Below are 25,783 nucleotides of genomic sequence, written 5' to 3' on the forward strand. Positions count from 1 at the left end.
GGGTTTATCGAAAAGAGCCTGGAGTATAAGAAGGAACACTTGTCAGCGGCCCATCTTACACATGACGACACGATGAACTTCAGCCTGGAAAGTTAGCCTTGAGTGCCTCAAGACCACCGTTATAGACACCGCTGAACAGCTCGACGGCTTCTGCATCGGTCACGCCGGCCGGGGTGAAGCTGCCCGACCATTCGACCTGAGTCACCTGTTTGCCCGCCACTTCCCGGACCTGCACCTTCGCCAGATAATCTGTAACCGGAAATGGCCCCTGATCAATGGAGTAAGTGTAGGTGCGCGCCTTGTTATCGAAAGTCTGGAGTCGTTCGACAATCACCGCGCCGTCGTCAGTCTCCAGGTGACGCACGCGCCCACCCTCGCTCGCTTCGCTTTTGGCAATGAACGGCAACCAGTCGGGCAATGAGTTGAACCCCCCTATCAGCTGCCAGACTTGATCGGCAGTTGCTGGAATTTCGATCGTTGCAGACGCTTTAGCCACGGTATTTCTCCAAGCAGGATTCGATGGATTGGGAAAGGCTCAATTGAACAGGCGGCTAATATCATCAATTTCAGCCGCACGCTGAATCACAACGCTCAGCAACACAGCGCCGGGTGAAATCCACTGCCTTGTCACAGCACCATACCATCATGCGCAACGATCACCCGTGCCGGCAGTTGATGCGCCTCATCCAGCAACCAGGCATCCAGCGTGTGGCCAATATGGGTCAACACCGCTTGATGCGGCTGCAGGTCGGCGATGCAAGCCAGCGCCAGGTTGAGATCGTTGTGGTTGCGGGGTGTCTGGGCTTGGGGGGGCATGGAGCAGTCCAGCACCAATACATCGAGGGGCTGGCATTGCAGAAAATCGCGAGTCGACTCTGGCAGGCCGACGGTGTCGGTGAGGTAAGCGATGCGTCGCCCCTCACCTTCAAGCAGGTAGCCCAGCGTGGGCTTTGAATGCATCAACGGCACCGCGGTCACGCTCAGGGCACCGAACTGCCGCGTTTCAAAGGCAGCAAAGGGCCGACTGAAGTCGAGAATACCCGGGTGTTTGTACAGGTCGGAAAAGCCTTCTGGATCGACCGGCCCATGTACCGGAATGACCCATCCCTGGCCCCAACGCAAATGCAGCAGGCCTTGTGCGTGGTCCGCGTGGTAATGGGTTTGCAGGATGCCGTCAAAGCTGCGCGGCGGGAAACGCTCGGTAATGTCGGTCAGGCCCGTGTCGATCAGCCAGCGTTGGCCGGCGCATTCAATCAGAGCGCTACACGGTAGACGGCGCAAACGCTGGTCCGAGCGTGCAGCGGCGCACGCCGGGCAGTCGCAACCGTAGACCGGTACCTGACGCGCATCGCCGGTGCCCAGCAAAGTCAGGTGCATGCGGGCTCTTTACCTATCAGTTGCAGCAGCCGCTCAAGGGTCTGTTCGATGGGGCCGGAGTTATCCAGCAGCCACAACGCCTTATCCTCAGCTGCCATCAAGGCCGCAGCGAAATCGGCATTGCGCGCCAATCGTGCTTCGATCTCCGGCAGTGATTCACGACCACGGGCCTGCAAACGCTGACGTAACACAGCCTGATCCACCGTTAACAGCAGCGCGAGCAACCTCGGATAGCGTTGATGCACTTGAGGCAGATAAGCACGCGAGCCGTTGACCAAAACATCCAGCCCGGCCTCCAGCCATTCGTCGATTTCCTTTGGGATCCCGTAGTGCAAGCCATTGGCTTGCCAGCTCAAGGCGAACGCTCCCTCGTCTTGCATCGCCATGAACTGCTCGATGCTGACCGCTTGCGCCGCCTCACCGACCGCTTCAGCCGAACGGGTGATGACCCGCCGCACGATCCGGCAGCCCTGATCGGCTAACGGCTCACGTGCAGCGTCGAGCAGGCTGTCCTTGCCCGAACCTGAAGGTCCGATGAGATAGATCAACCTGCCCGCCATCAAAACACCCTCTTCGCTTGTCGCCAAACCTGTTGAATCACCGGTAATCCGTCCTGACGTCTAGCGTGAATCAGGTCGGCACGCAGCCCGACCCGGATCTCACCCCGGTCATTGAGCCCGGCGGCCTGGGCCGGGGCGCGACTGACCATGCCGACGGCTTGAGGCAGATCACAATCGCTATGCCGCTGGTCTTCGTGCCGGGCAGCCAACATAAATGCCGCCTGCAACAGACTGGCCGGATAATAATCGCTGGAGAGGATATCCAGTAGTCCTTCTTTAGCAAGGTCGGCCGCCGCCACATTGCCCGAGTGCGAACCGCCACGCACGATGTTCGGTGCGCCCATCAACACCCCCATGCCCAGACGATGGGAGCCCCGTGCTGCTTCCAGGGTGGTCGGGAACTCAGCGATGGTCATCCCGTAGCTGGCCGATTCTTCGACGTGCGCCAGGGTCGCATCATCGTGGCTGGCCACCGACAGACCGCGTGCCAGGCAATCCTCGACAATGGCGCGCCGGTAACGGCTACTGAACTCACGGGAGTTAGCCATCTGGGTGACGATGAACGCGTCCATCTCGACCGTCGTCAGGTGGTACTTACCCATGTAGTACTCGCGGTACTTGGACTCCAGAGCGAACTGACGCTGACCTGGCGAATGGTCCATAACCGACACCAGTTGCACCAGCGGATTCTCCACCAGGTCGCGAAACACGCTCAGGGTATCCGGGTGACACAGTTCACAACGCAGGTGCAAACGGTGTTCGGCGCGGGTCAGACCGGCGGCATTGGCCGTAGCGATAGCGTCGAGCATCGCGGGCAATTTCTGCATGCGATTGCCCTTGGGGTTTACGTCACCGATGGACAGCGCGTCGAACACCGTTGTGATGCCCGCAGCCACGATCTGCGCGTCATGGCTGAGTACAGCCGAGGTCGATGGCCAGTCAACACCGGGGCGCGGCGTCATGTGTTTTTCCAGGTTATCGGTGTGCAGCTCGATCAAACCCGGCAGCAGGTAATCACCTTGCAGGTCGTGTGCTTGAGGCAGCCTGCTTCGGCCCTCGTCCACCTCGACGATCAGGCCGTTGCGCAGCACCACCGTGCCGTTGAAAACCTGATCGGCGGTGACCAGTTGCGCGTTGCTAAGGATCTGTTCAGTCAGCATGGCAGTGATTCCTTTGCCGTCGGGGCATTCGGGGTCATGTCGAGATGGCGGTCGGCGACCGCTTCACGGGCAGCACGGTCGTGAAAAATACCGATCAAGGCAGCCCCTCCCGCTTTGGCTTCGTTCATCAGTTCGAGTACAACCTGACGATTGGTGTCATCCAGTGACGCCGTGGGTTCGTCCAGCAGCATCACGGGCCAGGCAACCATGAAGCCCCGAGCTATGTTCACCCGCTGCTGCTCGCCGCCAGAGAAGGTGCCGGGCGCCAGCTGCCACAGGCGCTGCGGAATATTCAGTCGTGCCAGCAGGTTTTCTGCGCGGGCCTTGGCCAACGTCTTCGACCAGCCTCGCGCCAGTGCCGGCTCCATGACCACGTCCAGACTGGCGACACGCGGGATCACCCGCAGAAACTGGCTGACATAGCCAAGGGTTTGCTGGCGTACGGCCAACACATCACGCGGTTGGGCCCCGACCAGTTCCAGCCAGCCACCTTCATGTTGCACCCGAATGCTGCCACCCGCCGGTAGATAGTTGCCGTACAGCGTGCGCAGCAAGGTGCTTTTACCCGCACCGGACTGCCCATGCAGCACCAGGCATTCGCCTGCATTGACGGTAAAGCTCAGGCCGTCCAGTACGTTGAGCACCACACCGTTCTGCTGATGTAGCGTAAAGGTTTTCGAGAGGTCGCGGACCTCGATCAGCCTGTTCATCAAGCACACCCCAAAAAGACGACGGCGGCCGGGGATCGCCCGGCGGATGGACGGATCACGGTTGCAGCACCGAAGACACCAGCAGCTGCGAATACGGATGCTGCGGGTCATCAAGGATCTGATCGGTCAGCCCGGCTTCCACTACGTTGGAGCGCCGCATGACCATCAGCCGGTCGGCCAACAACCGCGCCACGGCAAGGTCATGGGTGACAATCACCACCGCCAGGTCCAGCTCCCGTACCAGACCACGCAACAGGTCAAGCAAGCGCGCCTGGACCGAGACGTCGAGCCCCCCTGTCGGCTCGTCCATGAACACCAGGCGCGGACCGGAAACCAGGTTGCGGGCGATCTGCAAGCGTTGTTGCATGCCGCCAGAAAACGTACGCGGCAGGTCGTCAATGCGCAGCGGGTCAATTTCCACCTGGGTCAGCCAGTCGATTCCGGCGGCCCGCAATTGCCCATAGTGACGTACGCCTTGAGCCATCAGTCGCTCACCGATGTTGGCGCCAGCCGACACGCCCATGCGCAGGCCATCGCGCGGACTCTGTTCCACAAACCCCCATTCGGTGCGCAGCAAAGTGCGGCGTTCGGCTTCGCTGGCGCTGTAGAGGTCGAGCCAGTCGCCCTCTTTACGTCGATACGCGACGGCACCGCTGTCGGGCGGGCAACGGCCGCTGAGCAAGGACAACAAGGTCGATTTGCCCGAGCCGGACTCGCCGACGATGCCCAACACTTCGCCGGGGTACAGGTCGAAGCTCACGTCCTGACAGCCTTTCTCCGGCCCGTATAAACGCGACAGACCCCGTACTTCGAGCAGCGGCTGCGCACGGTCGGCTTGCCGGTCCCGCAACCGCTGGGAGTGATGCACTGGGTTGTTCATTGACCGGCCTCCTGTTCGCTGCTGCGCTGGGCGCAATAGTCGGTGTCCGAGCAGACGAAGCTCTGGGTGCCGGCGTCGTCGAGGATCAGTTCATCCAGATAAGAGTCGCGGCTGCCGCAGATCGCGCAGCACTCTTCCCACGCCTGGATTGCAAACGGGTGATCTTCAAAATCCAGACTCACCACCCGGGTGTAAGGCGGCACGGCGTACAGGCGCTTTTCACGACCGGCGCCGAACAGCATCAACGCTGGGCTCATGTCGAGCTTCGGGTTGTCGAATTTGGGAATCGGCGACGGGTCCATCACATAGCGATCATCGACCATCACCGGGTAGGCGTAGCTGGTGGCGATGTGGCCGAAGGTGGCGATGTCCTCGTAGAGTTTCACGTGCATCACCCCATAGTCGTTCAGCGCGTGCATGGTCCGGGTCTCGGTTTCCGACGGTTCGATAAAGCGCAGCGGATCCGGGATTGGCACCTGATAGACCATGATCTGATCCGCGTGCAGCGGGGTTTCCGGGATCCGGTGACGGGTCTGGATCACTGTTGCTTCCGGCGTGCGCTCGGTGGTCGCAATGCCAGCGGTGCGGGCAAAAAATCGCCGAATCGAGACCGCATTCGTGGTGTCGTCCGCGCCCTGATCGATGACCTTGAGCACGTCATCAGCCCCAAGAATGGCTGCGGTCATTTGCATGCCACCCGTGCCCCAGCCATACGGCAGCGGCATTTCGCGGCCGCCGAAGGGCACCTGATAACCGGGAATCGCCACGGCCTTGAGCAGGCCGCGCCGAATCATGCGTTTGGTTTGCTCATCGAGATAAGCGAAGTTGTAGGCCTCGTCGCGCACAGGACGGTCATGCGTCACGCTGTTCATTGCTGACTCTCCTGCACAGTGGCCTGCACGGCTGCGGGCTTGCGCAGCTTGCGGATCAGTTCCAGCTCGGACTGGAAGTCGACGTAGTGCGGCAGCTTGAGGTGCGATACGAAACCGGCCGCCTCGACGTTGTCGCAATGGCTGAGGACAAACTCCTCCTGCTGCGCCGGCGACTGGATTTCTTCGTTGAACTCCTCAGCCCGCAGTGAGCGGTCCACCAAAGCCATGCCCATGGCTTTACGCTCGGCATGCCCAAACGCCAGACCGTAGCCTCGGGTGAACTGAGCGAGTTCCGCGCCAGAGCCAACGAACTGATTAACCATTTCGCACTCGGTCACTTCGAGGGTGCCGATGGCGATAGGAAAGCCGAGCTCTTCCGGTTCGATCCAGACCTCCACTTCACCGATGCGGATTTCCCCGGCGAACGGGTGATTGCGTCCATAACCGCGCTGGGTGGAATAGCCCAGCGCCAGCAGAAATCCTTCATCGCCACGGGCCAGGGCCTGCAAGCGCTGGGCACGGCTGGAAGGGAACTCCAGAGGATCACGTGTGATGTCGGCAACGGCTTCGCCACTGTCACTCTCGGTTTTGATCAAGCCTTCCTTGGCCAACAAACCGAGGACACGCGGGCAAGGTTCGAGTGTCGCGCCCTCCTCTACGTGCGGTCCCGGATGTTCGCCTTCAGCCAGCAATGTGAAGTCCAGCAAGCGATGGGTGTAGTCGAAGGTCGGGCCCAACAGCTGCCCACCCGGCACATCCTTGAAGGTTGCGGATAAGCGTCGGCTCAGTTGCATGACCGAGGTATCAATCGGCAGGCTGGCGCTGAAACGTGGGAGCGTGGTGCGATAGGCGCGCAGCAGGAAGATCGCCTCGATCAAATCCCCGGCGGCCTGCTTGATCGCCAGGGCGGCCAACTGCTCGTCGTACAGCGATCCCTCGCTCATCACTCGGGCCACGGCCAATGGCAGTTGCTGACGAATCTGCTCGACTGCCAACTCCGCAATCGTGGTGTCACCACGGCGCTTTTTCGCCAACAAACGGTGGGCATTGTCGATGGCCTGCTCGCCACCTTTTACGGCTACGTACATCAGGCAAACTCCTCAGCCAGGGTTGTTGGATTCACGTGGCTGATGCGGGTACTGCGCGGCAGACCGATGACGCTGTGCCCGGCGAGAAAAAACGCATCCAGCCCTCGGGGGAAATTGTTGTGTGCGTCGCGCTCGCTCCAGAACCCGTCAGACAGTGGCAAGGCGACCCGATTTTCGTGCTGGATGCCGGGGCCGCGCCACGCCAGAGGATGCCCGCCATCGAGCTGAGCCAACTGGATCAACAAGGTGCAGGACTGATCGGGGTAACGGTCATTGCCCGGATCGAAGCCCTGTAAATCACCAAGCTCGCTGCCATCAAGCAACGCAAAACGTGCCTGTTCACGACGGCTGACCATCGTGCAGCCACAGTGAAAGGCCAGATTGGCGCGAATCATCGGCGTATCGAATGCTGGCGCCAGCCACAGCGGCGTGTCGACATCGAGCAGCGCCAGACACAGCGCGTAGCTCGCTGGCGCCAGCCCTTCCAGCGGCGGAGCTTGTTCCAGCGGTTGGGCCACACCCGGCCCGGCCAGGGCCTTGAGCGCCGCACGGAAGCTGCGCTGAGCGTCCAGCACCGGGTCGGCAAATGCCGGTTGCAAAAGGGTTGTACTCATCAGTCTTCTCCTCGGACCAAGGTAAAGAACTCGACCTTGGTCGCTGCGGTTTCAGCGTCTTTTTCGGCGCGGCGTGCGGCGTGGGCGCAGGCCAGGGGTTCGATCAACTCACTCAACCAGCGCGCCTGTTGCGGGCCTTGCAGATGCGCGTCGGCCAACGCGGCCAGTTCGGCATGAGCCTTGTCGCGCCCGGCCAGATAGCTGTAACCGGTGCGCCCATCCGCCAGGCGCACTACACAGCGGGTCACGCTCATCTCACCGACGTTGAACGGCGCACCGGTGCCGCCCATGCGCCCACGGACCAGGGTCATGCCGATTTCCGGAGCGCGAATCAGTTGATATTCGGTGTCACGCAGGGCCGCTTCATGGCCACTCAATTCGCCACGGTGGGCACGGGCGAGTACGCCGATCCACTGTTGTCGGGCTGCGTGCGGGGCTACAGGAGCGGAACTCATCGTCGGCATCTCCATCATGTGATGACCTGATATTGGAAACGGTCCGAGCGGCTGGTGGACTGCGCAAGCTCCACCGGCTGGCCGGACGAATCACGGGAAAGGGTAAAAACGCTGAGCGCGGGCAAATGACGGGGCATGAGCAACAGACCCGCCTCCTCACGACTCGGCAGGCGCGCGCCAATCAGGCTGAATGTGCGGGTCAACGGCAGGTCGCGCTCAGCGAAAAACTGGCGCAGCGAGCCCCCGGTATAAGGCGCCAGCAGCTCGGTTCGGCTGGCGCAGTAACGGTGGCGGATCAAGCTCACGGGCTGACCGTCGACCATGCGCAATGTTTGCAGCTCAATCAGCGGTGCCTGATCGGCCAGTCCCAGGTGCCTCGCCTCATCGCGGTTGGCCAGGCAACTACGCCGCTGCAGCAGCCGGGCTTCAACCCCATGCCCGAGCGCCGATAACGACTGGCTATACGCGCTTTCTGCAACCAGCGGATAGATCAGCGGACGCTCCAGCACCTGGGTGCCACGGCCCTGGCGACGCAACACGCTGCCATCGAGCACCAACTCATCAATGGCGCGGCGCACGGTATGCCGGTTGACGGAAAATCGCGCGGCCAGGCGGATCTCCGCTGGCAGGTAATCCCCGGCCCGATAATCGCCGAGCTCCCGGCGCAAAGTGTCCGCCAGTTCGCGGTAAACGGGTTCAATTTGTCTAGACAACTGCATGGTTTAAAAAAAGCGCCGTTTGGCACCCTCTCCGTTAAATGAACTGTTTACGCAGGCGTTGCGACAGGATGTCGATCACGCTCACCACGACGATAATCACCAGCAATACGGCGCAGGTCTGGACGAACTGGAAAGACCGGATGTTCTCCCAAAGGATCACGCCAATCCCCCCGGCACCGACCATTCCGACCACCGTGGCCGAGCGTACGTTGGACTCGAAGCGATACAGGGCGTAGGAAATCCATAGCGGCATGACTTGCGGGATGACCCCGTAGATGACTTCTTGCAGAGCACTGGCGCCGGTAGCGCGCACGCCTTCGACGGGGCCCGGATCAATGGCCTCGACCGCTTCAGCAAACAGCTTGGCGAGGACCCCCGTGGTGCTGATCCACAACGCCAGAACGCCAGCGAACGGGCCCAGACCGACCGCGACCACAAACAGCATCGCGAACACCATTTCGTTGATCGAACGGAACGAGTCCATGACTCGGCGCAATGGCTGATGAATCCACCACGGGGTGATGTTCTCGGCGCACAGAATCCCCAACGGCACCGAGCAGACAATCGCCAGCACCGTGCCCCACAGTGCGATCTGCACCGTGACAATCATTTCTTTGAGGTACGAGCGCCATTCGCGGAAATCTGGCGGGAAGAAGTCACCTGCGAAGGTCGCCATGTTCCCTGCATCGCGGTACAGCGCCAGCGGGTTCATCTCAGCGCCATGCCAGGCCCAGGCCAGCATGGCGAGGAACAGGCCCCAGCCCACATATTGCGGCCAGGTACGTTTGCCGACGGCTTCAGCATGTGCAGCATTGGAAGTCATAAACGGCTCTCAAATAGGGCAGCCATAAAAGGCTGCGATGACGCGACGCGCGGGGGCGTCGCGTCGGCAGGCGTCAACCGGCGCTGGCGCTGGAGGTGCTCTTCTTTTCCAGCTTGGTGATTCGTTCTTGCAGCTTGGCCAGACCCGCATCAAGCTCTTTCAGTCGCTCGGCTTTTTCTTTGGCGTCGAGGGTGGTGCTGGCATTGACCTCGGTGCGCTGCTTGAACAGATCAAGCTGGCGGATCGGCAGTAATTGATCGTCGGAGGACGGCAGGAACTTGCCCAACTGCATCTCTTTGAGTACAGCCTTCTCGTGATCGGTATCGCCGTAGGTGGCGAAGAACTCGCGAATTTTTCCCTTGTCGACATCCGACAGACCTTTGTTCCAGACCATCGGATCGGCAGGGATCAATGGCGACTTCCAGATGACCTTGAGCATGGCGGCCTGGTCCGGTTGGGTGACGACCAGACGGTCCCAGCTTTCAGTGTTAAAAGTGGCAACGTCGAGTTGACCTTTGGCCACGCTCAAGGCGTTCACTTCATGGCTGGAGTTGAGCGTACGTTTGAAGGCGGTGGCGGCATTCACATTGTTCTTGGCGAAGACGTAGTAGCCCGGCACCAGGTAACCGGAGGTGGAGTTTGGATCACCGTTGCCGAAGGTCAGGTCCTTGGCGTTTTTGAGCATGTCTTCGACCGAGTTGATCGGACTGTCCTTGCGCACGATCAACAGGCTCCAGTAACCGGCGGCCCCATTGGCGGCGGCAGTCTGGGCAAAGATTTCACCGTTGGAACGGTCCACGGCTTCCATCGCGCCCTTGTTGCCCAACCAGGCGATATCGACCTTATTGAAGCGCATACCCTGAATCAATCCGGCATAGTCGGAGGCGAAGGTCGCGTTGACTTTAAGACCGGTTTTTTTCGACATATCGTCGAGGAACGGCTGCCAGACGCTTCGCAGATTGGTCGAAGACTCGGTGGACATAAGGCCGAAGTTGATGACTTTTTCTTCAGCCTGAGCGGTGCTCAGGAAACAGGTGGCCAGTAAGGCGGCAGACGCGAAAACACGACCCATACGATTCAACATGGAAGGATTCCTGAAGGTGGCGTTGGTTGTTTGTTTTTTAGAGCAACTGCAACGAAATCAGGCCTGCGCAAGCGCCAGTTTTAACGGTCTTTCGGCGCTACGCGTTTTGTCGGAGAACAGAAGACTGCTATCCAGATCCGCACCGTACAGGTCGTTGAGAAGTTGAGTGCTGAGTGCTTCAGCGGCGCCATCAAAATGAATGCGCCCGGCTTTAAGGGCCACGGCGCGTTGGCAATAACGCACGGCGTAATCCACTTGATGCAGGGTGACGACAACGGTCTTGCCGTCACGGCGATTGATATCGGCGAGGATTTCCATGACCTTGCGTGCGGACTCAGGGTCCAGTGACGCAATAGGTTCATCGGCCAGAATAACGTCGGCCCGCTGGGTCAACGCACGAGCAATCGCCACGCGCTGTTGTTGACCGCCTGAAAGGGTCGAGGCGCGCTGAGTGGCGAGATCGGCCAGACCCACGCGGTCCAGGGACTCCATCGCCCACTGTTTTTCCTGAGTATTGAACAGGCCCAGATTGCCGCGCCAGCCGGGCATGCGCCCCAGACAACCGAGTAACACGTTGTCCAGCACACTGAGGCGATTGACCAGATTGAACTGTTGGAAGATGTAGCCGATATCGGCCCGCAGCTGGCGGACGTTGCCATTGAGGCGGCCTGAGGCCTGCACTTCGCGGCCCAGCACCTGCACCCGGCCGCCGTTGGTGCGATCACAACGCGCGAGCCCCGCCATATGGCGCAACAGCGTGGATTTTCCCGAACCTGAAGCGCCGATCAGCGCGACCATTTCACCGGGTTGTATAGACAACGCAAGATCAATCAAAGCAGCCTTGCGAGCAAAAGTCTTGTTCAGACGGTCGACATGGATAGCTGTGTTCATGGGCTTCTCTGTCTGGTTGAACAGCCTTTGCACGGCTGCGTTTGTGTGCAACTGACAGTAAAGAGAAGGTGTTTCAGGCCCATGAACCGGGGATGACAGTAAGGTAACGATTGGTTGACGGTTTGTAGACGCCTCGGCCCTCTCTGCGAAGGCCGGGGACGTCTAACGCAGACTCAGATGCGGAACGTCCCCACCAGATGCTGCAACGTAGCGGCTTGGTGCTCCAGGTCGGCACAGGCTTCAAGGGTCGATTTCAGGTTGCCTACACCATCCTGATTCAAGGTGTTGATTTGAGTGATATCAACATTGATCGACTCGACGACGGCCGTTTGCTCCTCGGTCGCGGTAGCAACCGACTGGTTCATACCGTCGATTTCGCCTATGCGGCCAGTCACGCTACTCAGTCGATCTCCGGCCTGATTGGCGATGGTGACGCTGGTTTCGCTCTGGCGCTGGCTTTCGGTCATGGTCACTACCGCTTCCCGTGCGCCAACCTGCAACTCTTCGATCATTTTCTGCACTTGCTGAGCCGAATCCTGGGTGCGATGCGCAAGGTTGCGCACTTCATCGGCCACCACGGCGAAGCCTCGGCCTGCCTCGCCCGCCCTTGCCGCTTCAATGGCGGCATTGAGCGCGAGCAAATTGGTCTGCTGCGAAATGCTGGTGATCACCTCAAGAATCTGGCCAATGTTGACGGTCTTGCTGTTGAGGCTCTCAATGTTGACGCAAGACGAGCTGATTTTTTCCGACAATAGATTCATCGCCTGGATAGTCTGCTGCACGACCTTCTGACCATCGCTGGCAAGGTGGCTGGCAGCGCTGGAATGCTGCGAGGCCAAGGATGCGTTTTGCGCGATTTCCTGGGCCGCCGCACCCAGTTCGTTGATAGCCGCAGCAACACTGCTGGTCCGGTTGGCTTGCTCGTCGGAGTTGAGCATGGACGAGTTTGAAGCACACACGACCCGCGCAGCCACCTCGCTGAGATGAGCGGCGGTGTTGGCCACTTCTCGAATCGACGCATGGATACGTTCAACGAAACGGTTGAATGACTGCGCCAACGCGCCGAACTCATCCTGAGAATGGATGGACAGACGCTTGGTCAAATCACCCTCACCGTCGGCGATGTCCTGCATCGCTCGGCTCATCAGGTGCAACGGCTGCATGAGCACACGAATCAGCAGGCCCAACAGCACGATGATAAAGACCACGACCACCACCATGGTGGTCAGCGCCGAAGTGCGGAACTCACTGAGCATCGAATAGGCCGCGTCTTGATCAAGTACCAGCGCCACGTACCAATTCGCCGAAGCAAGGCCGTCGACATGGGTGAAGGAGATGAATTCCGACTTGCCGGGCAAGTCGACTTCAGTAACCCCGGGAGCAATTTTTGGCGTACCGGTCGGGTAGGCATCGCTCAGGTTTTTCAGGACCAGCTTGCTGTCCGGGTGAACCAGAATTTTGCCGTCACCGCTGACGATGAATGCATAGCCGTGACCACCAAAATTCAGAGCGTTGATGGTATTGCTGATGCTGTCCAGCGCGATATCGGCGCCCGCCACCCCGACAAACTGATTGTCATGTTTGACGGGAGTGGCCAGGGTGACCACCAGTTTGCCCGAAGACGCAGCAATATACGGTTCCGTCACGATGGTCGTCCGGGCGCTTTCAGCCGCCTTGTACCAGCCGCGAAGGCGTGGGTCGTAATCCGCAGCGCGGTTGCCCGCTGGGACGGAAAACATCACGCCATCATTAACGCCAAAATAGCTCAGCTGAAAATTATCGACGTAAGCTGGCAGCCCGACCACCCGTTGCAGCGTACTCGGGGATGTGCCGTCAACGGCAATTTGCTGGGCCATCGATTGCAGCAACTGAGTGCGGCTTTCCAGCCAGGTCTGGATGTTATGCGTAGTGAGACTGGCTAACTGTTGCAGTTCAAGAAAAACATTGGCACGCACGGTTTGACGTTGCCGATAGTCATTCACGGCAATAAAACTCGTAAATGCGACAACAATAATTAACGTGGCGGCGAGCAGAATCTTCCTACTGAAACCCAGACTTTTGATCATGCGAGCAAATCCACTACAAGGAATGACAACCGCATATTCGCAACGCAAGTGCGAACAGGGGAATGGCGATGCAGCGTTGTACGGACTTACGCCTTGAAAAGGAAGCCGTTGCTTGAAGAAGACCCGTTTTTTCGACCCGCCGCGTACCCAACCTCCCTCCTGATCACAACATCACAACATCACAGACTCCAAGTGACAGCGCACCAGGCGGTCCCTTGCCTCACCCTTCGTCGCCACCAACGCCTGCGGTTTGTCACAGCCAGCAGTGGCACGCGGGCAGCGGTCGCGGAAGAAACAGCCGGTGGGCAGGTTGCGGTTGCCGGGCAGTTCAGTGGGGGCGGCGACCTGGGCATTATCAATCGGCGCGCCAAGACGTGGCACCGCGTCCAGCAACAATTGCGTGTAAGGGTGCCTCGGGTGATCAAGCACTTCGGCGGCGCTGCCCAGTTCGACTATCTGCCCCAGGTACATCACGGCCACACGGTCGGCCATGTGCCGGACGACGGAAACGTTGTGCGAGATCAGGATGTAGGTCAGGTCGCGACTGCGTTGCAGTTCACTCAGCAAGTTGAGGATCTGCGCTTGCACCGAAATGTCCAGTGCCGAGGTCGGCTCGTCGAGGACGATGATGTCCGGGTTGGACGACAGTGCTCGGGCGATGGCAATGCGTTGCCGCTGCCCACCGGAAAATTGGTGGGCAAAGCGGTCCATGTACTCGGTGCGAATGCCCACTTGAGCTGCAACTTTGGCTGCGATATCGCGCATCTCTCGACGCGGGACGGCGCGCTGGACGAACAGCGGCTCGGTGATGATTTTCCAGATCGGCAGACGCGGATCGAGAGACGACTGCGGGTCCTGGAATACGATCTGCACATTACTGCTGCGCTCGCGGGCGTCGTTATAGATCCAGTCCAGCGTCCCGCTGGTGGGTTTGATCAGCCCCATCAACAGTTGCGCCAACGTACTTTTGCCACAACCGGACTCACCGACCACGCCGAGAGTTTCACCAGCACGAACGTCCAGATCAATACCGTTCAAGGCATGAGCCATGCCCTTGGGACGCCCCAGCCAATCGCTGCCCACCGGGAAATGCACCCGCACATCGCTCAGGCCGAGAATCGCCGCATTGTCGCTGGGCAGTCGTTTACGTGCAGTGCTGATCATGATGTTTGCTCCTGTACAGTCAGCCAGCAAGCGCTCTTGCGCAGACCTTCGGCGTCAATGGCTTGCAAGGGCGGGCGTTTGCTGCAGACCGGCATCGCGTACTGACAGCGGTCGCGGAACGTACAACCTGCGGGCAACGCGGCAAGATTCGGAACCTGGCCAGGAATAGTCATCAGGTCTTCACCCGGCTGCACTTGCTCCGGCAGGCCGCTGAGCAAACCGCGAGTATAGGGATGGCGCGGATCGACCATGACCTCGCCAGTCGCCCCCTGCTCCACCACGGCGCCGGTGTACATCACGTAGACCCGATCGCAGAACTGCGACACCAGCGCCATATCATGGGTGATCAACAGGATTGCAGTGCCACGCTCTCGGGCTTTTTCCCGCAACAGCAGCAGCACCTGACGCTGCACAGTGACGTCCAGCGCAGTGGTCGGTTCGTCGGCAATCAGCAGCTGTGGATCGCAGGAAAAAGCCAACGCGATCATCACCCGCTGACGCATGCCGCCCGACAGCTCGAAGGGGTAGCTTTCCAACACCTGCTCAGGGTCGGCAATGTGCATGTCACGCAATAGAGCAATGGCCTTGGCCCGTGCATCGGCCTTGCTCAAGTGCTGGTGATGAATGATCACATCAAGCATCTGTCGACCGATACGGCGGGTCGGGTTAAGCGCAGTCATCGGCTCCTGGAAAATCATCGCGACGTCACGGCCACGGACTTTAAGCAGGTCTTTTTCTTTGGCCGCGAGCATGTCGCGACCCAGAATGTGCAGGCTGCCGCCACTGACGTGGTAACTGCGTTCGGGCAACAGGCGCAGACTGAGCATGGCGGTGACGGATTTACCTGAACCGGACTCGCCGATCACTCCGACGATTTCGCCAGGATTGACGTGCAGCGAAACGCCGTTGAGGGCCTTGACCGTACTGCGGTAAGCGGGAAACTCCACGCTCAGATTGTCGATGGTCAGGACCGGAGTATTCGCGTTCGGCACGTGTGCGCTCACTTCTGGAGAGGTCTGCATGGTCATTTCCCCTGTTGACGCGGATCGAGCAAGTCCCGTACGCCGTCGCCCAGCAGATTGAATCCGGTCGCCGTGACCAAAATCGCCAGGCCGGGGAACGTCGAATACCACCATTGGTCGAGGATGTAGTTACGCCCCGTGGCAACCATTGCCCCCCACTCCGCCGTCGGTTGTTGCGCGCCGAGTCCGATGAAACCCAGGGCCGAAGCCATGAGGATCGCGCTGCCAATATCCAGGCTCAGTTGCACCAACAACGGCGGCATCGCATTGCGCGCCACGTGCCAGAGCACGATGTGCCAGCGCCCGGCACCGAAGGTCTGCGCGGCCTTGACGTAACCCATCTGACGGATGCTCAACGCTTGCCCTCGGGCCAGTCGCACATAGAACGGAATCCGCACCAGAGTGATCGCCAACATGGCGTTGAACAGGCTCGGGCCCAACGCGGCGGCCAGGGCCATGATCAACACCAGCGACGGCACCGAAAGCATGATGTCCATCAGGCGCATGGTCAGGCTGTCAAAACGCCCACCAATGACCCCGGACATGCAGCCCAGCAACCCGCCGATCAGACACGAGGAAAAGGCCACGAACAGGCCGACACCGACCGATTGCTGACTGCCGTATAACACTCGACTGAACAGGTCACGGCCGACTTCATCGGTGCCGAACCAGTGCGCGGCGGAAGGCGGTGCCAGGCGATGCACCAGGTCCAGTGCGTTGGGGTCATGGGGCGCCAGCCACGGCGCGAACGCCATGCACAGCAGGACGACCAGGGAGATCGCCAGGCCCGCCATGGTCAGCGGGCTGCGACGAATCTGGTAGGCCAGGTAGGCGAACCTTTCCCTCCAGCGCGGGGGGTGGGCAAGCGGCGCGACGGTCAGCGGGTTAACGGGAATAGACATGTCAGTTGACCTCGCCAATGCGGGGGTCGATCACGCGGTAGAGCAGATCGATGGCCATGTTGAGCAGTACATAAATGAAGGACACCCAAATCGCGAAGCCCATCACTGCCGGAAAATCCAGGGACTGAATCGACTTGACCACATAAGCGCCCATGCCTGGCCAGGCGAAGACCGTTTCGGTGAGCACCGCACCATAGAGCAGGTCGCCCAGCGTCAGACCCAATACCGTCACCGACGGGATCAACGCATTCGGCAGCGCATGGCGCAGAATTACCGCCCAACGCGACAAGCCGTAGGCGCGCGCAGTGCGGATGTAGTCCTCACCAAGCTGGTCGAGCATCGCCGAGCGTATCTGCCGCGCCACCACCCCCAGGTTGACAAACCCCAGGGTTACAGCTGGCAGGATCAAATGCTGCAGAGCATTGGAGAACAGCGCTCCATCGCCTGCCAGCAGTGAATCGATCAAGTAGAAACCGGTAAAGGTCGGTGGCGGCTCAAGCCCTTCATCGAGACGACCGCTGCCGGGCAGCCAGCCCAAATGTCCGTAAAACAGCACGATCAAGCCCAGTCCAAGCCAGAACGCGGGCGTTGAAATACCGGTGACGGCCAGGGTCCGTGCAATCTGATCAATGGCCCGGTTGTGGTATACCGCAGACAACACGCCCAATGGCACTCCGATCAGTATCGACAGGGTCAGGGCCGCCAACGCCAGCTCCAGAGTCGCCGGAAAATACGCCTGCAAATCTTCGAGCACCGGTCGACTGGTGCGGATCGAAGTGCCGAGGTCGCCCTGCAACAGGTCAAGCATGTAGCGGCCATATTGCTGATACAGCGGCAGGTCCAGCCCCAATTGATGACGGATGTTGGCGACGATGGCATCGCTGGCACGGTCGCCAGCAATCAGTCGGGCCGGATCGCCGGGGATCAGATGGGAAATCGCAAAGGTGATCAACGAAACGCCCACAACGACCAGCAACAGGCCGAACAGGCGTTTGCGCAACATATTCAGGAAGGCCATCAGGCACCTCGGTAACGCTTCGGATCGGCAGCGATAAACGTCTGCCGTGGGCACAACGCTGCAACGACCCACCTTTTACAGGTGGGTCGCTGGAGCGATAACGACGACTTACTTGGTGATGGTGTCGATGTTGAATACTTGCTCAAGCATCGGGTTGAACACGTAACCTTTGACTGCGTCACGCATCGGCAGCGTGTAGCTCTTCTGGTACAGGTAGGCGTAGACACTGTCGTTAAGGACAATTTTCTGCGCTTGCTGATACAACTCGGTGCGCTTGGCGGTGTCGTTGTTCGACGCGGCCTCTCGGATCAGTTTATCGACGACCGGGTTGTCATAGAACGAGCGATTGCCCGCCAGGCCTTGCAGCTTGGAGTCGAACCAAAAGTTCATGAACATGTAGGGATCAGCGAAGTCCGGGCTCCAGGAGCCGATGGCAATATCGAAATCACCCGTGCCCAGGCGCTCACGCAGGGTCGCGTTGGCCAGCTTCTCCAACTTGAGATTGACCCCCAGCGGTGCCAGGCCAGCCTGCAAGGTCAAACCGATAGGCTCCCAGTTAGGGTCCTTGTCCGAATACATGAAGTTTAGGCTGCTGATTTTCTCCGGGACTTTCGCCAGGTCGGCCTTGGCCTTGGCTACGTCCTGCTTCATCGGCGGCAACGCCGGATCGTACGCCCACATGCCCTGTGGGATCGGCCCGTTCATGGGTTTGGCTTTGCCCTTGAGAATGCCGTTAATGATGCCGTCATAATCCAGCGCATCGACGATAGCCCGGCGTGCATCCGGGTTGCTCATCGGTGCTTTTTTGTTGTTAAGGTACAGGTACGTGACCCGCAGCGACGGATAGTCGCGAACCACTACGCCGGCTTTTTTGCCCAGCGCATCAAGCTGGTCTTCGGGCATGTCTTCAATGATGTCGAGGTCACCACGCTCCAGTTGCAATCGGCGTACCGACGCCTCACCAATGATTTTGATCACGACTTTTTTCAGCGTTGGCTTGGGGCCAGAAAAGTAGGTGTTCTGCTCCATGGTCAAGGACTGGCCTTTCTGCCATGAGGTCAGTCGGAAGGCACCAGAACCCGCGGTATGGGTCGACAGGTATGCGTTGACGTCGTCGGTCTTCTTGGCGACATCCGGGTTGATGATCGCCCCGCCGTTATGCGCAAGGGTATAGAGGAACGGCGCATACGGTGCTTTCAGGGTAAAGCGCACGGTCATCGGGTCGACCACCGCCACCACCATGTCGTCGGGGAACGCACCGGACGGGCCTTGCTTGAGTTTCATCAACCGGTCGAAAGAAAACTTTACCGCGTTGGCGTCCACTTCGGCGCCATCATCAAACAGGTTTCCGGTTTTGATCTTGAATTCCCAGATCAAGCTGTCGGCTGATGTGGTCCAGCTGGCGGCCAGATCACCTTGCACCTCGGTGCTGCCCTTGCCGTTCTCGACCTTGTAGGCCACCAGTTTCTGGTACGCCGGATAGGTCACGGTCCAGTCGTTGTTATCAATGGTCACGGCCGGGTCGAGGGTCTGCGGGTCGGCGGGTTTGCCGATCATCAGCGTGTCTTGCGGCACGGCGGCGCTGGCCGACTGCCAGGCACCGAGACCCAGAGCCGAACACAGCAAGGCCATGGCCAATTTGCGCGGGGTGAAGATTAGATTCATGCCGGTTCCTTGATCATTCGATATGTGGAAGTTCGTCAGGTTTTTTATTAAAGCTATACCGGGCAGTTAAAGCTCGACCACTCGCAATGAGTGTTCGAAAACGGCCAATCCTTGCCTGTTCTGGAAAAGGATTGCACCGAATTTACGCCGGGATTCATTGTCGTCCCGGTCATGTCAGGCTGTGTCACAGTCAAGCAGGTGTCATCTATTCAGTGGTTATCCGTCAGTGGTTGGCCGGACGGATCGAACCGTCGTCAATCAACGGATAGCTCTCGGCGTCGGGCAATTCGTAATGCCACCATTCGCTGGCAATCGGCTGGAACCCGGCGCTCAGCATGATCCCCAGCAGCAACAAACGGTTGCGCTGCACGGCGGTAGGCAGGTCGGCGAAAAACTGGTGAGACTGCTCACGCATGTCATCGAAACCGGTGCCCATGTCCAGCGGCTGGCCGTCGGCGTCGATCAACGTTAAATCGACAGCCACGCCACGGCTATGGTGCGAACCGAGTGTTGGATCACGCACGTATTCCGGGTTAGGCAGCGCCTGCCACAACAACAGTTGGGCATACGGCGGGCGGTAGGCATCGAGGATGCGCAGGCTCAACCCTGCCTGGCGCGCCAGACGGCTGGCCATGCGCAGGCAGCGTTCGGCGTCGCGGTGCAACAAGCAGCGTGGATCTTGATAAATCGGCGTGCCAGCCAGGTTATCGGCGCCAGCGTAGATCAGATCGATTTCGACCTGCAGCGCGTGGGCATCGACTTCGACAAGTAGGCTGCTGTTCACGTAAACACTCCAATCAAAAGTAAGACGCTGGTCATCATGTTGCCGGTTTGATAGCCCTGAGCAGCGCTATTCAAACTGGCCAAAAAGCTCTTGCAGGTGCCGATTTTTCGCCAGACGCTCGTCCAGACGGTCACCGTATTTTTCCGCCACGGCCGACACCATCAGGTTGAAAAGGCATGTCAGCGGTGCCAGGGAATCCCAAAACTGACCCACGTCGGTCTTCAGTTGCAACAGGTCCATGGGGTAATCCCTGGCCCACGGACAGTGGAAATCGGTGACCAATGCCAAGGGCAGATTGTTGCTGCTGGCAACCTCGCAGAATGTGCGGGCCACGCTGGAATAGGTACGGAAATCGGAAATGATCGCGTAGGGATTCTCGAAACTTGAGTTCAGGGACTCCGCATAAGTCCCGGACAGGCCATCGACGTAGTAGACCTTTGGCCGGATGTATTCGAGGTGGCTATGAAACGCGTTGAGAATGCCGCGAGTGGTCTGAATACCGACAATGAATACCGCATCGGCGGCGTACAGACGCTCGACGATGTGGGCAAACTGTTCGCTCCGGGCCAGGCCGTACACGTGCTGAATAGCGTCCAGTTCTCGGCTCAACGAGCGATCCAGCGCATCGCCGTGAGTGGCTTCTTCACGGAAGGCGCCAAGCCGGTCGGTGATCAGCCAGGTATTACCCGAGTCACCGCGCAAGCTTTGTTTGACGTCGTCCAGATTACGGTAGCCCAGCGAACGCAAGAAGCGTCCGACCGAAATGCCCGTGGTTCCGGTTTGCTGCGCGATGCTGTCCGCTGTTTCGAAGGGCAACTTCTGAGGGTTGGCCAACAGGTAACCGGCGATACGCTTCCCTGTAGGCGTCAGGCCAGTGAAGCGCTGTTCCAGCGTCACCAGAAAACTGCTTTTTTCAGTGGAGTTCATGCCGGATTCAACGCCTTGGCGCAGCCATAAATGTTAGAAGACGGTCATTAATCTTCAATATGTTATCAACATAATATTCAAATTCAGACGGATACAACGACTTTTTTGCAGAAATTTTCAGGAAGATTTTTATTGATTCACAGTGGTGCACGATGAAGCTTGAACGCCCGGTTTACGGGCATAAACCGGGATCTGACCAGCCTGCTTCGCGGGCAAATGCGCGTCCTGTTGGAGCGCATTTGTTCGCGCATAACGTGAGCTTGATGCGGCGTATCAGACGTGCGGCTCACCCGGCGCTTTGACCGGCGTCGCATATTGCGGCTTCAAGTGGCCTTCTTTGTCGAGCAACCAGGCGTCCATCACCTGGCGCACGACAGGACCCGCCACGCGACCGCCCGCTTCACCGTTCTCGATCATGACCGAGACCGCGATTTTCGGATGTGCCGCCGGGGCGAAACCAACGAACAAGGCGTTGTCGCGGTTGCGCTCCAGGGTTTTCAAACGGTTGTAGCGCTCACCCTGCTTGATCGCAACCACCTGGGCCGTGCCGCTTTTACCGGCAATCCGGTATTGCGCGCCGAGGGCAGAAGCCCGAGCAATGCCACGCGGGTCATGCATCACCATCTGCATACCGTGATTGACCTGATCCCACTCACTGGAGTCATGCAACACGATGTTAGGCATCGGGTGTTCATCGACCGGTGACACACCATCGATAGTTTTCGCCAGATGAGGCCGATTCCACACGCCTTTGTTGGCAATCAACGCGGTGGCCTGGGCCAGTTGCAGCGGTGTCACCTGCATATACCCCTGCCCGATACCCAAGATGACGGTTTCACCCGGGAACCAGACCTGACGTCGCGTGGCCCGCTTCCACTCACGGGAAGGCATTAGCCCCGCCGACTCCTCAAACATGTCCAGCGACACTTTTTGTCCCAGGCCAAACATGGTCATGTAGTCATGCATGCGATCAATGCCGAGCTTGTGCGCCAGCGTATAGAAATAGGTGTCGTTGGAACGCATGATGGCGGCATCCATGTCCACCCAACCATCACCGCTGTGGTTCCAGTTTCGGTATTTGTGATCGTAATCCGGCAGTTGGAAGTAGCCAGGGTCGAACACCCGGGTCTGCGCGGTAACAACACTGCTGTCCAGCCCTGCAATCGCGACCTCAGGTTTGATCGTCGAACCGGGCGCATACAACCCGCGCAGCACCCTGTTGAACAAGGGCCGGTCGACAGAGTCACGCAGCGCTGCGTATTCCTTGAAGCTAATCCCGGTGACGAACAGGTTGGGATCGAAACTGGGTTTGCTGACCATGGCCAGTACTTCGCCGGTTTCCGGGTCCAGCGCCACCACCGAACCACGCCGATCTCCCAGGGCATCTTCCGCCGCCTCCTGAAGACCGATATCCAGGCTCAGGACAATACTTTTACCGGGGATAGGGTCCGTGTGCTTGAGCACGCGCAACACCCGCCCTTGCGCATTGGTTTCGACCTCTTCATAACCGACCCGGCCATGCAGTTCAGACTCGTAGAAGCGCTCGATACCGGTCTTGCCGATCGATTGAGTGCCGCGATAATCCACTGACAGTTGCTTGGACTCTTTTTCGTTGATCCTGCCCACATAACCAATGGAATGGGCGAAATGCGCGCCCAACGGATAATGTCGAACAAACTGCGGCTCGACGTCGATCCCCGGCAGGCGAAACTGATTGACGGCGACCAGGGCAATTTGTTCTTCGGTCAACTCATACAGCAACGTCACAGGGTCGAAGCGATGACGGGCTTGCTTCAGATCCTTGTCGAACAAAATCCGGTCTTCTTCAGGCAACTGAAGAATACTGATCAGGGAGTCCAGCACCTGGCTCCAGTCCCCGGACCGCTCGCGGGTCATGATCAGGTTGAAACTGGGCCGATTGTCCGCCAGCACCACACCATTACGGTCATAAATCATGCCTCTTTCCGGCGGGATCGGAAGGACATGCACCCGATTGTTCTCTGAAATCGTCGAATGATAAGCAAACTCGGTTACCTGCAGAAAATACATTCTGCCCACCAGAATGCAGCTCAACACGGCCACGAGCAGACCACACGCAAGCAAACGCTTATTGACCAGCTGCGTTTCTTTCTCGTGGTCCTTCAAGGGAATTGGTTCAGGCATTGCTACAGCTTCTCGTTAAAAAAGGGGGAAACGTCACAAATTGTGACGCACAATACCAAGAAGTAGCCCCGGATATTGCACCTCTGATCAACGGCGGCGATGCCTCGCCGACAAATCAGAGTGCGCAAGGGAATGTCATTGCCAACTATTTGCGCACCATCAGCCTCGACGCCAAAAACCGGTGATCCGCTGAAAACAGCCGCCGGTAGGTGAGCAGTACTGCACACACCGTTCCCAGCGCCGATGCCGCCGCGATCAGGAACATTATGATGATTTGATAACGCACCGCCTGAATTGGCGACTGCCCCGCCAGCACCTGCCCCGTCATCATCCCGGGCAGGCTGACCAGCCCGACCACAGTCATTTGATTAAGCGTAGGGATCATCCCGGCACGCACCGCCTGGCGGGCCGGGCCTTGTGCGGCCTCCCAGCGGGTAGCGCCGAGGGCAAGACTCATTTCCACGACGTTGCGCCCGGTCGTCAATTCCTGAGTCATCCGCTCAATACCCAACGACACCCCGGTCAGGGTGTTGCCGAGAATCATCCCGAGAATGGGGATTGCATACTGCGGCTCATACCAGGGATGAATCCGAATAACGGCGAACAGCCCCACGGCAGTGACCAGCCATGAACTCAGCCAGATCGACGCAATGCTGTCGATACGCTGCCCCGCATACGTCCGCTTGCCTCGTCCTGAGGCCGACAGCCCCGCAATCAAGGTCATCCCGGCCATCAACGGCAGCACGACATACCATTGGGCGAAGTTGAACACCCAACCCAAGACATAACCAATGGCGAGTAGCTGCACAACGGTGCGGATCGCCGCCCACACCAGTTTGCGTTCCAGATCAAGCTTCAGGACAAGGGACAGTACGCCGTTAATCAGGATCAACGAGGAAGCAATTCCAATATCCAGTAGCGATAAGTTCTGATAGTCCATCAGGTCGTGTGCTCGCTCAATGTGCCTGCCTGCATCGTCAGCCTTCGCTCACTCATGCGCTGAGCCTGCTCTTGATCGTGGGAGATCCAGATGTAGGCGCGATCATCTTGCGCGGCGCCACTGAACCAGGCCGCCACCAGTGACTCGATTTCTCGAGATGATTCGGGATCCAGTGACGCGGTGGGTTCATCAAGCAGCAGCACATCAGGCTGCAATTGCAGAACCCTGATCAACGCTGCAATTTGCGCTTCACCCCCCGACAGTTCGCTGGCCTGCTGGTCGAGAAAACGCTCCCCCCTACCCGCCTGCTCGGCCAACCGCAAGGCGGCGGCGCGGTCGAAGGTAAGGTCGTGATAGACCTTCAAGCTGAAGGGGTAACGCAGATTGTCTTCAACTGTGCCCTCAAGCATTGCGGGGCGCTGAGCGATGTAACTGACATGGCGGCGATACGCCGGAATCCCGGAGCTCGACACCGGTTTATCGCGCCAAAAAACGCGGCCCTCCTCCAGCGGATCAAGCAGCGCCAGGGCACGAAGAAATACACTTTTCCCCGACCCCGACGGTCCCGTGAGGGCGATGCGATCTCCACCTGCCAAGGTGAAATCCGTAGGATTAAGCAGACACTTCTGGGTTTTGGCGTCGTTTCGGACCAGCCCTGACGCTTTGATCAAGATCACTCGACAGCTGTCCTGGTATAGAAAGCAGCAGTTTCATACGGAACCGTTACCACGTCGTTTGTTTCGCTTTTCATCCTTTCCCCCGATTATTTCGCGTGGTGCCGCTCAGTAAACTCGAGCGGCTTTTGCCTAGGCTAACAAAATAAACGCCACCAACCCCCCGGCGATTACGCTTAAACTGCGCGCTTTCGAATGACTGATAGCCCGCAATGAATTCCGAAGCCCTCTCTATCTTGCAACAGCATTTAATCTCCGCTTTAAGTGCAGTACCTGACGAAGCTCGCCGCCTGTTTCACGGCAGAGGGCTACGCTGGCCGGGGCTTGAAGAAGTGACCGTTGACTGGTTGCAGGGCGTGCTATTGGTGTCGCTGTACAAGCAACCGGATGAAGCCGAGTTGGCTGCCATGAAGCACATGCTTCTGGCCCTGAGTCAGTCTCCCGCCTGGCTGCACAGCCAGGCGCATACCCTGTTATTGCAACACCGCTACCTTCAAGACAGTACAACCGAATGGTTGCTGGGGGAGACCGTTGATAATGGGGTTGTCACCGAGAACGGTCTGCATTTCAAACTGGACTTTGGCAGAAACCAGAACACCGGGCTGTTCCTGGATATGCGCTATGGTCGCCGCTGGGTTCAAGCTCAGGCACACGGCAAACGGGTGCTGAATCTGTTCGCGTATACCTGTGGCTTTTCTGTCGCCGCCATTGCCGGGGGCGCCGAGCACGTAGTGAATCTCGACATGGCCAAGGCCGCCTTGAGCCGAGGGCGAGATAATCACCGCCTTAACCAGCATGATTTGAGCCGCGTGAGTTTTTTAGGGCATGACCTTTTCAAATCCTGGGCGAGAGTAAAAAGAGACGGCCCCTACGACCTGATCATCGTCGACCCGCCTTCGTTTCAGAAAGGCAGCTTTGTGCTGACCAAGGACTACCAGAAAATCCTCCGCCGCCTGCCTGATTTGCTCAACCCGCAAGGTCTTGTACTGGCGTGTATCAATGACCCCGCCATCGGCCCGGACTTTTTAATCGACAGCGCCGCTGTCGAGGCGCCTGACTTGATTTTTCAGCAGCGCCTGGAAAACCCGCCCGAGTTTGCCGACATCCACCCTGAAGGCGGGTTGAAGGCGTTGATCTTCTCGTTGAATAGCGACTTTGTGGCCGGGCAAGAGTCCGCTCTGCTGCCCTGAAACCGTTGATACAGAGAGATTGCAGATCCCGAGCG

General features: G+C 58.9%; 26 protein-coding genes and 1 pseudogene. 1 reads left to right on the plus strand and 26 read right to left on the minus strand.

All coding sequences use genetic code 11. From position 1 onward, the window contains the following. Positions 1 to 79 precede the first annotated feature (79 nt). The 26 genes and pseudogenes from RHM55_RS04050 to RHM55_RS04170 all read right to left on the minus strand — a co-directional run bounded on the left by RHM55_RS04050 (position 80) and on the right by RHM55_RS04170 (position 24,561). A complete protein-coding gene (locus tag RHM55_RS04050) occupies positions 80 to 496 on the minus strand; it encodes an SRPBCC family protein (RefSeq protein WP_322179622.1) in 417 nt (138 codons plus the stop codon). Positions 497 to 627: 131 nt separating this feature from the next. Further along, a complete protein-coding gene (gene phnP, locus RHM55_RS04055) occupies positions 628 to 1,377 on the minus strand; it encodes a phosphonate metabolism protein PhnP (protein ID WP_322179623.1) in 750 nt (249 codons plus the stop codon). Continuing rightward, entirely contained in the window at positions 1,368 to 1,937 is a 570-nt protein-coding gene (gene phnN / locus RHM55_RS04060) for a phosphonate metabolism protein/1,5-bisphosphokinase (PRPP-forming) PhnN (RefSeq protein WP_322179624.1), read from the minus strand. The genes phnP and phnN overlap by 10 nt, the downstream gene beginning before the upstream one ends. Then, the gene (locus RHM55_RS04065; RefSeq protein ID WP_322179625.1) at positions 1,937 to 3,097 is read right to left on the minus strand and encodes an alpha-D-ribose 1-methylphosphonate 5-triphosphate diphosphatase; all 1,161 of its coding nucleotides are present in this window, start codon (positions 3,095 to 3,097) and stop codon (positions 1,937 to 1,939) included. Before RHM55_RS04065 ends, phnN begins: the two co-directional genes overlap by 1 nt. Beyond that, positions 3,091 to 3,807 carry a phosphonate C-P lyase system protein PhnL gene (gene phnL / locus RHM55_RS04070; RefSeq protein ID WP_322179626.1) on the minus strand — a complete coding sequence of 239 codons (717 nt, stop codon included), beginning with the start codon at positions 3,805 to 3,807 and terminating at the stop codon, positions 3,091 to 3,093. Before phnL ends, RHM55_RS04065 begins: the two co-directional genes overlap by 7 nt. Before the next feature lie 55 nt (positions 3,808 to 3,862). Next, a complete protein-coding gene (phnK, locus tag RHM55_RS04075) occupies positions 3,863 to 4,687 on the minus strand; it encodes a phosphonate C-P lyase system protein PhnK (protein ID WP_322179627.1) in 825 nt (274 codons plus the stop codon). Further along, positions 4,684 to 5,559 (minus strand): alpha-D-ribose 1-methylphosphonate 5-phosphate C-P-lyase PhnJ, encoded by an 876-nt coding sequence (locus tag RHM55_RS04080; protein WP_322179628.1) that lies wholly within the window; start codon positions 5,557 to 5,559, stop codon positions 4,684 to 4,686. Before RHM55_RS04080 ends, phnK begins: the two co-directional genes overlap by 4 nt. Then, the gene (locus tag RHM55_RS04085; protein ID WP_322179629.1) at positions 5,556 to 6,647 is read right to left on the minus strand and encodes a carbon-phosphorus lyase complex subunit PhnI; all 1,092 of its coding nucleotides are present in this window, start codon (positions 6,645 to 6,647) and stop codon (positions 5,556 to 5,558) included. The genes RHM55_RS04080 and RHM55_RS04085 overlap by 4 nt, the downstream gene beginning before the upstream one ends. Then, complete coding sequence (gene phnH / locus RHM55_RS04090; protein ID WP_322179630.1) at positions 6,647 to 7,261, minus strand: phosphonate C-P lyase system protein PhnH; 615 nt, start codon at positions 7,259 to 7,261, stop codon at positions 6,647 to 6,649. Before phnH ends, RHM55_RS04085 begins: the two co-directional genes overlap by 1 nt. After that, positions 7,261 to 7,716: a phosphonate C-P lyase system protein PhnG gene (gene phnG, locus RHM55_RS04095; protein ID WP_322179632.1), complete on the minus strand. Its 456-nt coding sequence runs from the start codon at positions 7,714 to 7,716 to the stop codon at positions 7,261 to 7,263. The genes phnH and phnG overlap by 1 nt, the downstream gene beginning before the upstream one ends. A 14-nt stretch (positions 7,717 to 7,730) precedes the next feature. Next, complete coding sequence (phnF, locus tag RHM55_RS04100; RefSeq protein ID WP_219060709.1) at positions 7,731 to 8,435, minus strand: phosphonate metabolism transcriptional regulator PhnF; 705 nt, start codon at positions 8,433 to 8,435, stop codon at positions 7,731 to 7,733. A gap of 34 nt (positions 8,436 to 8,469) precedes the next feature. After that, the gene (gene phnE / locus RHM55_RS04105) at positions 8,470 to 9,258 is read right to left on the minus strand and encodes a phosphonate ABC transporter, permease protein PhnE (RefSeq protein ID WP_322179633.1); all 789 of its coding nucleotides are present in this window, start codon (positions 9,256 to 9,258) and stop codon (positions 8,470 to 8,472) included. 73 nt (positions 9,259 to 9,331) lie between these two features. After that, positions 9,332 to 10,342, minus strand: coding sequence for a phosphonate ABC transporter substrate-binding protein (gene phnD, locus RHM55_RS04110; protein ID WP_322179634.1), 1,011 nt, complete (start codon positions 10,340 to 10,342; stop codon positions 9,332 to 9,334). A gap of 57 nt (positions 10,343 to 10,399) precedes the next feature. Continuing rightward, a complete protein-coding gene (phnC, locus tag RHM55_RS04115; protein ID WP_322179635.1) occupies positions 10,400 to 11,233 on the minus strand; it encodes a phosphonate ABC transporter ATP-binding protein in 834 nt (277 codons plus the stop codon). Positions 11,234 to 11,406: 173 nt separating this feature from the next. Next, positions 11,407 to 12,171: a methyl-accepting chemotaxis protein gene (locus tag RHM55_RS25815; RefSeq protein WP_407074630.1), complete on the minus strand. Its 765-nt coding sequence runs from the start codon at positions 12,169 to 12,171 to the stop codon at positions 11,407 to 11,409. Positions 12,172 to 12,309: 138 nt separating this feature from the next. Next, a pseudogene (locus RHM55_RS25820) lies at positions 12,310 to 13,299 on the minus strand (cache and HAMP domain-containing protein); the annotation flags it as partial. Between the two features lie 171 nt (positions 13,300 to 13,470). Next, positions 13,471 to 14,463, minus strand: a complete 993-nt coding sequence (locus RHM55_RS04125) for an oligopeptide/dipeptide ABC transporter ATP-binding protein (RefSeq protein ID WP_322179637.1) — start codon at positions 14,461 to 14,463, stop codon at positions 13,471 to 13,473. After that, positions 14,460 to 15,485, minus strand: a complete 1,026-nt coding sequence (locus RHM55_RS04130) for an ABC transporter ATP-binding protein (protein ID WP_322179638.1) — start codon at positions 15,483 to 15,485, stop codon at positions 14,460 to 14,462. Before RHM55_RS04130 ends, RHM55_RS04125 begins: the two co-directional genes overlap by 4 nt. Before the next feature lie 2 nt (positions 15,486 to 15,487). Beyond that, a complete protein-coding gene (gene ddpC / locus RHM55_RS04135) occupies positions 15,488 to 16,387 on the minus strand; it encodes a D,D-dipeptide ABC transporter permease (RefSeq protein WP_322179639.1) in 900 nt (299 codons plus the stop codon). Between the two features lies 1 nt (position 16,388). After that, complete coding sequence (locus RHM55_RS04140; RefSeq protein WP_322179640.1) at positions 16,389 to 17,405, minus strand: ABC transporter permease; 1,017 nt, start codon at positions 17,403 to 17,405, stop codon at positions 16,389 to 16,391. A gap of 108 nt (positions 17,406 to 17,513) precedes the next feature. Then, on the minus strand, positions 17,514 to 19,070 hold the full coding sequence (locus RHM55_RS04145) for an ABC transporter substrate-binding protein (RefSeq protein ID WP_322179641.1): 1,557 nt from the start codon (positions 19,068 to 19,070) through the stop codon (positions 17,514 to 17,516). A gap of 223 nt (positions 19,071 to 19,293) precedes the next feature. Next, a complete protein-coding gene (ddpX, locus tag RHM55_RS04150) occupies positions 19,294 to 19,854 on the minus strand; it encodes a D-alanyl-D-alanine dipeptidase (RefSeq protein WP_322179642.1) in 561 nt (186 codons plus the stop codon). A 66-nt stretch (positions 19,855 to 19,920) separates the two neighbouring features. After that, a complete protein-coding gene (locus RHM55_RS04155; RefSeq protein ID WP_322179643.1) occupies positions 19,921 to 20,781 on the minus strand; it encodes a MurR/RpiR family transcriptional regulator in 861 nt (286 codons plus the stop codon). A gap of 273 nt (positions 20,782 to 21,054) precedes the next feature. After that, positions 21,055 to 22,944, minus strand: coding sequence for a penicillin-binding protein 2 (mrdA, locus tag RHM55_RS04160; RefSeq protein WP_322179644.1), 1,890 nt, complete (start codon positions 22,942 to 22,944; stop codon positions 21,055 to 21,057). Positions 22,945 to 23,089: 145 nt separating this feature from the next. After that, a complete protein-coding gene (locus RHM55_RS04165) occupies positions 23,090 to 23,884 on the minus strand; it encodes an ABC transporter permease (protein WP_322179645.1) in 795 nt (264 codons plus the stop codon). Then, positions 23,884 to 24,561, minus strand: a complete 678-nt coding sequence (locus RHM55_RS04170) for an ABC transporter ATP-binding protein (RefSeq protein ID WP_322179646.1) — start codon at positions 24,559 to 24,561, stop codon at positions 23,884 to 23,886. Before RHM55_RS04170 ends, RHM55_RS04165 begins: the two co-directional genes overlap by 1 nt. Positions 24,562 to 24,770: 209 nt before the next feature. On the opposite strand from RHM55_RS04170, the gene RHM55_RS04175 reads away from it, so the two are divergent. Then, positions 24,771 to 25,748 (plus strand): class I SAM-dependent methyltransferase, encoded by a 978-nt coding sequence (locus RHM55_RS04175; RefSeq protein WP_322179647.1) that lies wholly within the window; start codon positions 24,771 to 24,773, stop codon positions 25,746 to 25,748. Positions 25,749 to 25,783 lie beyond the last annotated feature (35 nt).

The organism is Pseudomonas sp. MH9.2 (genome assembly GCF_034353875.1).
In the GTDB taxonomy this organism is placed as follows: Bacteria; Pseudomonadota; Gammaproteobacteria; order Pseudomonadales; family Pseudomonadaceae; genus Aquipseudomonas.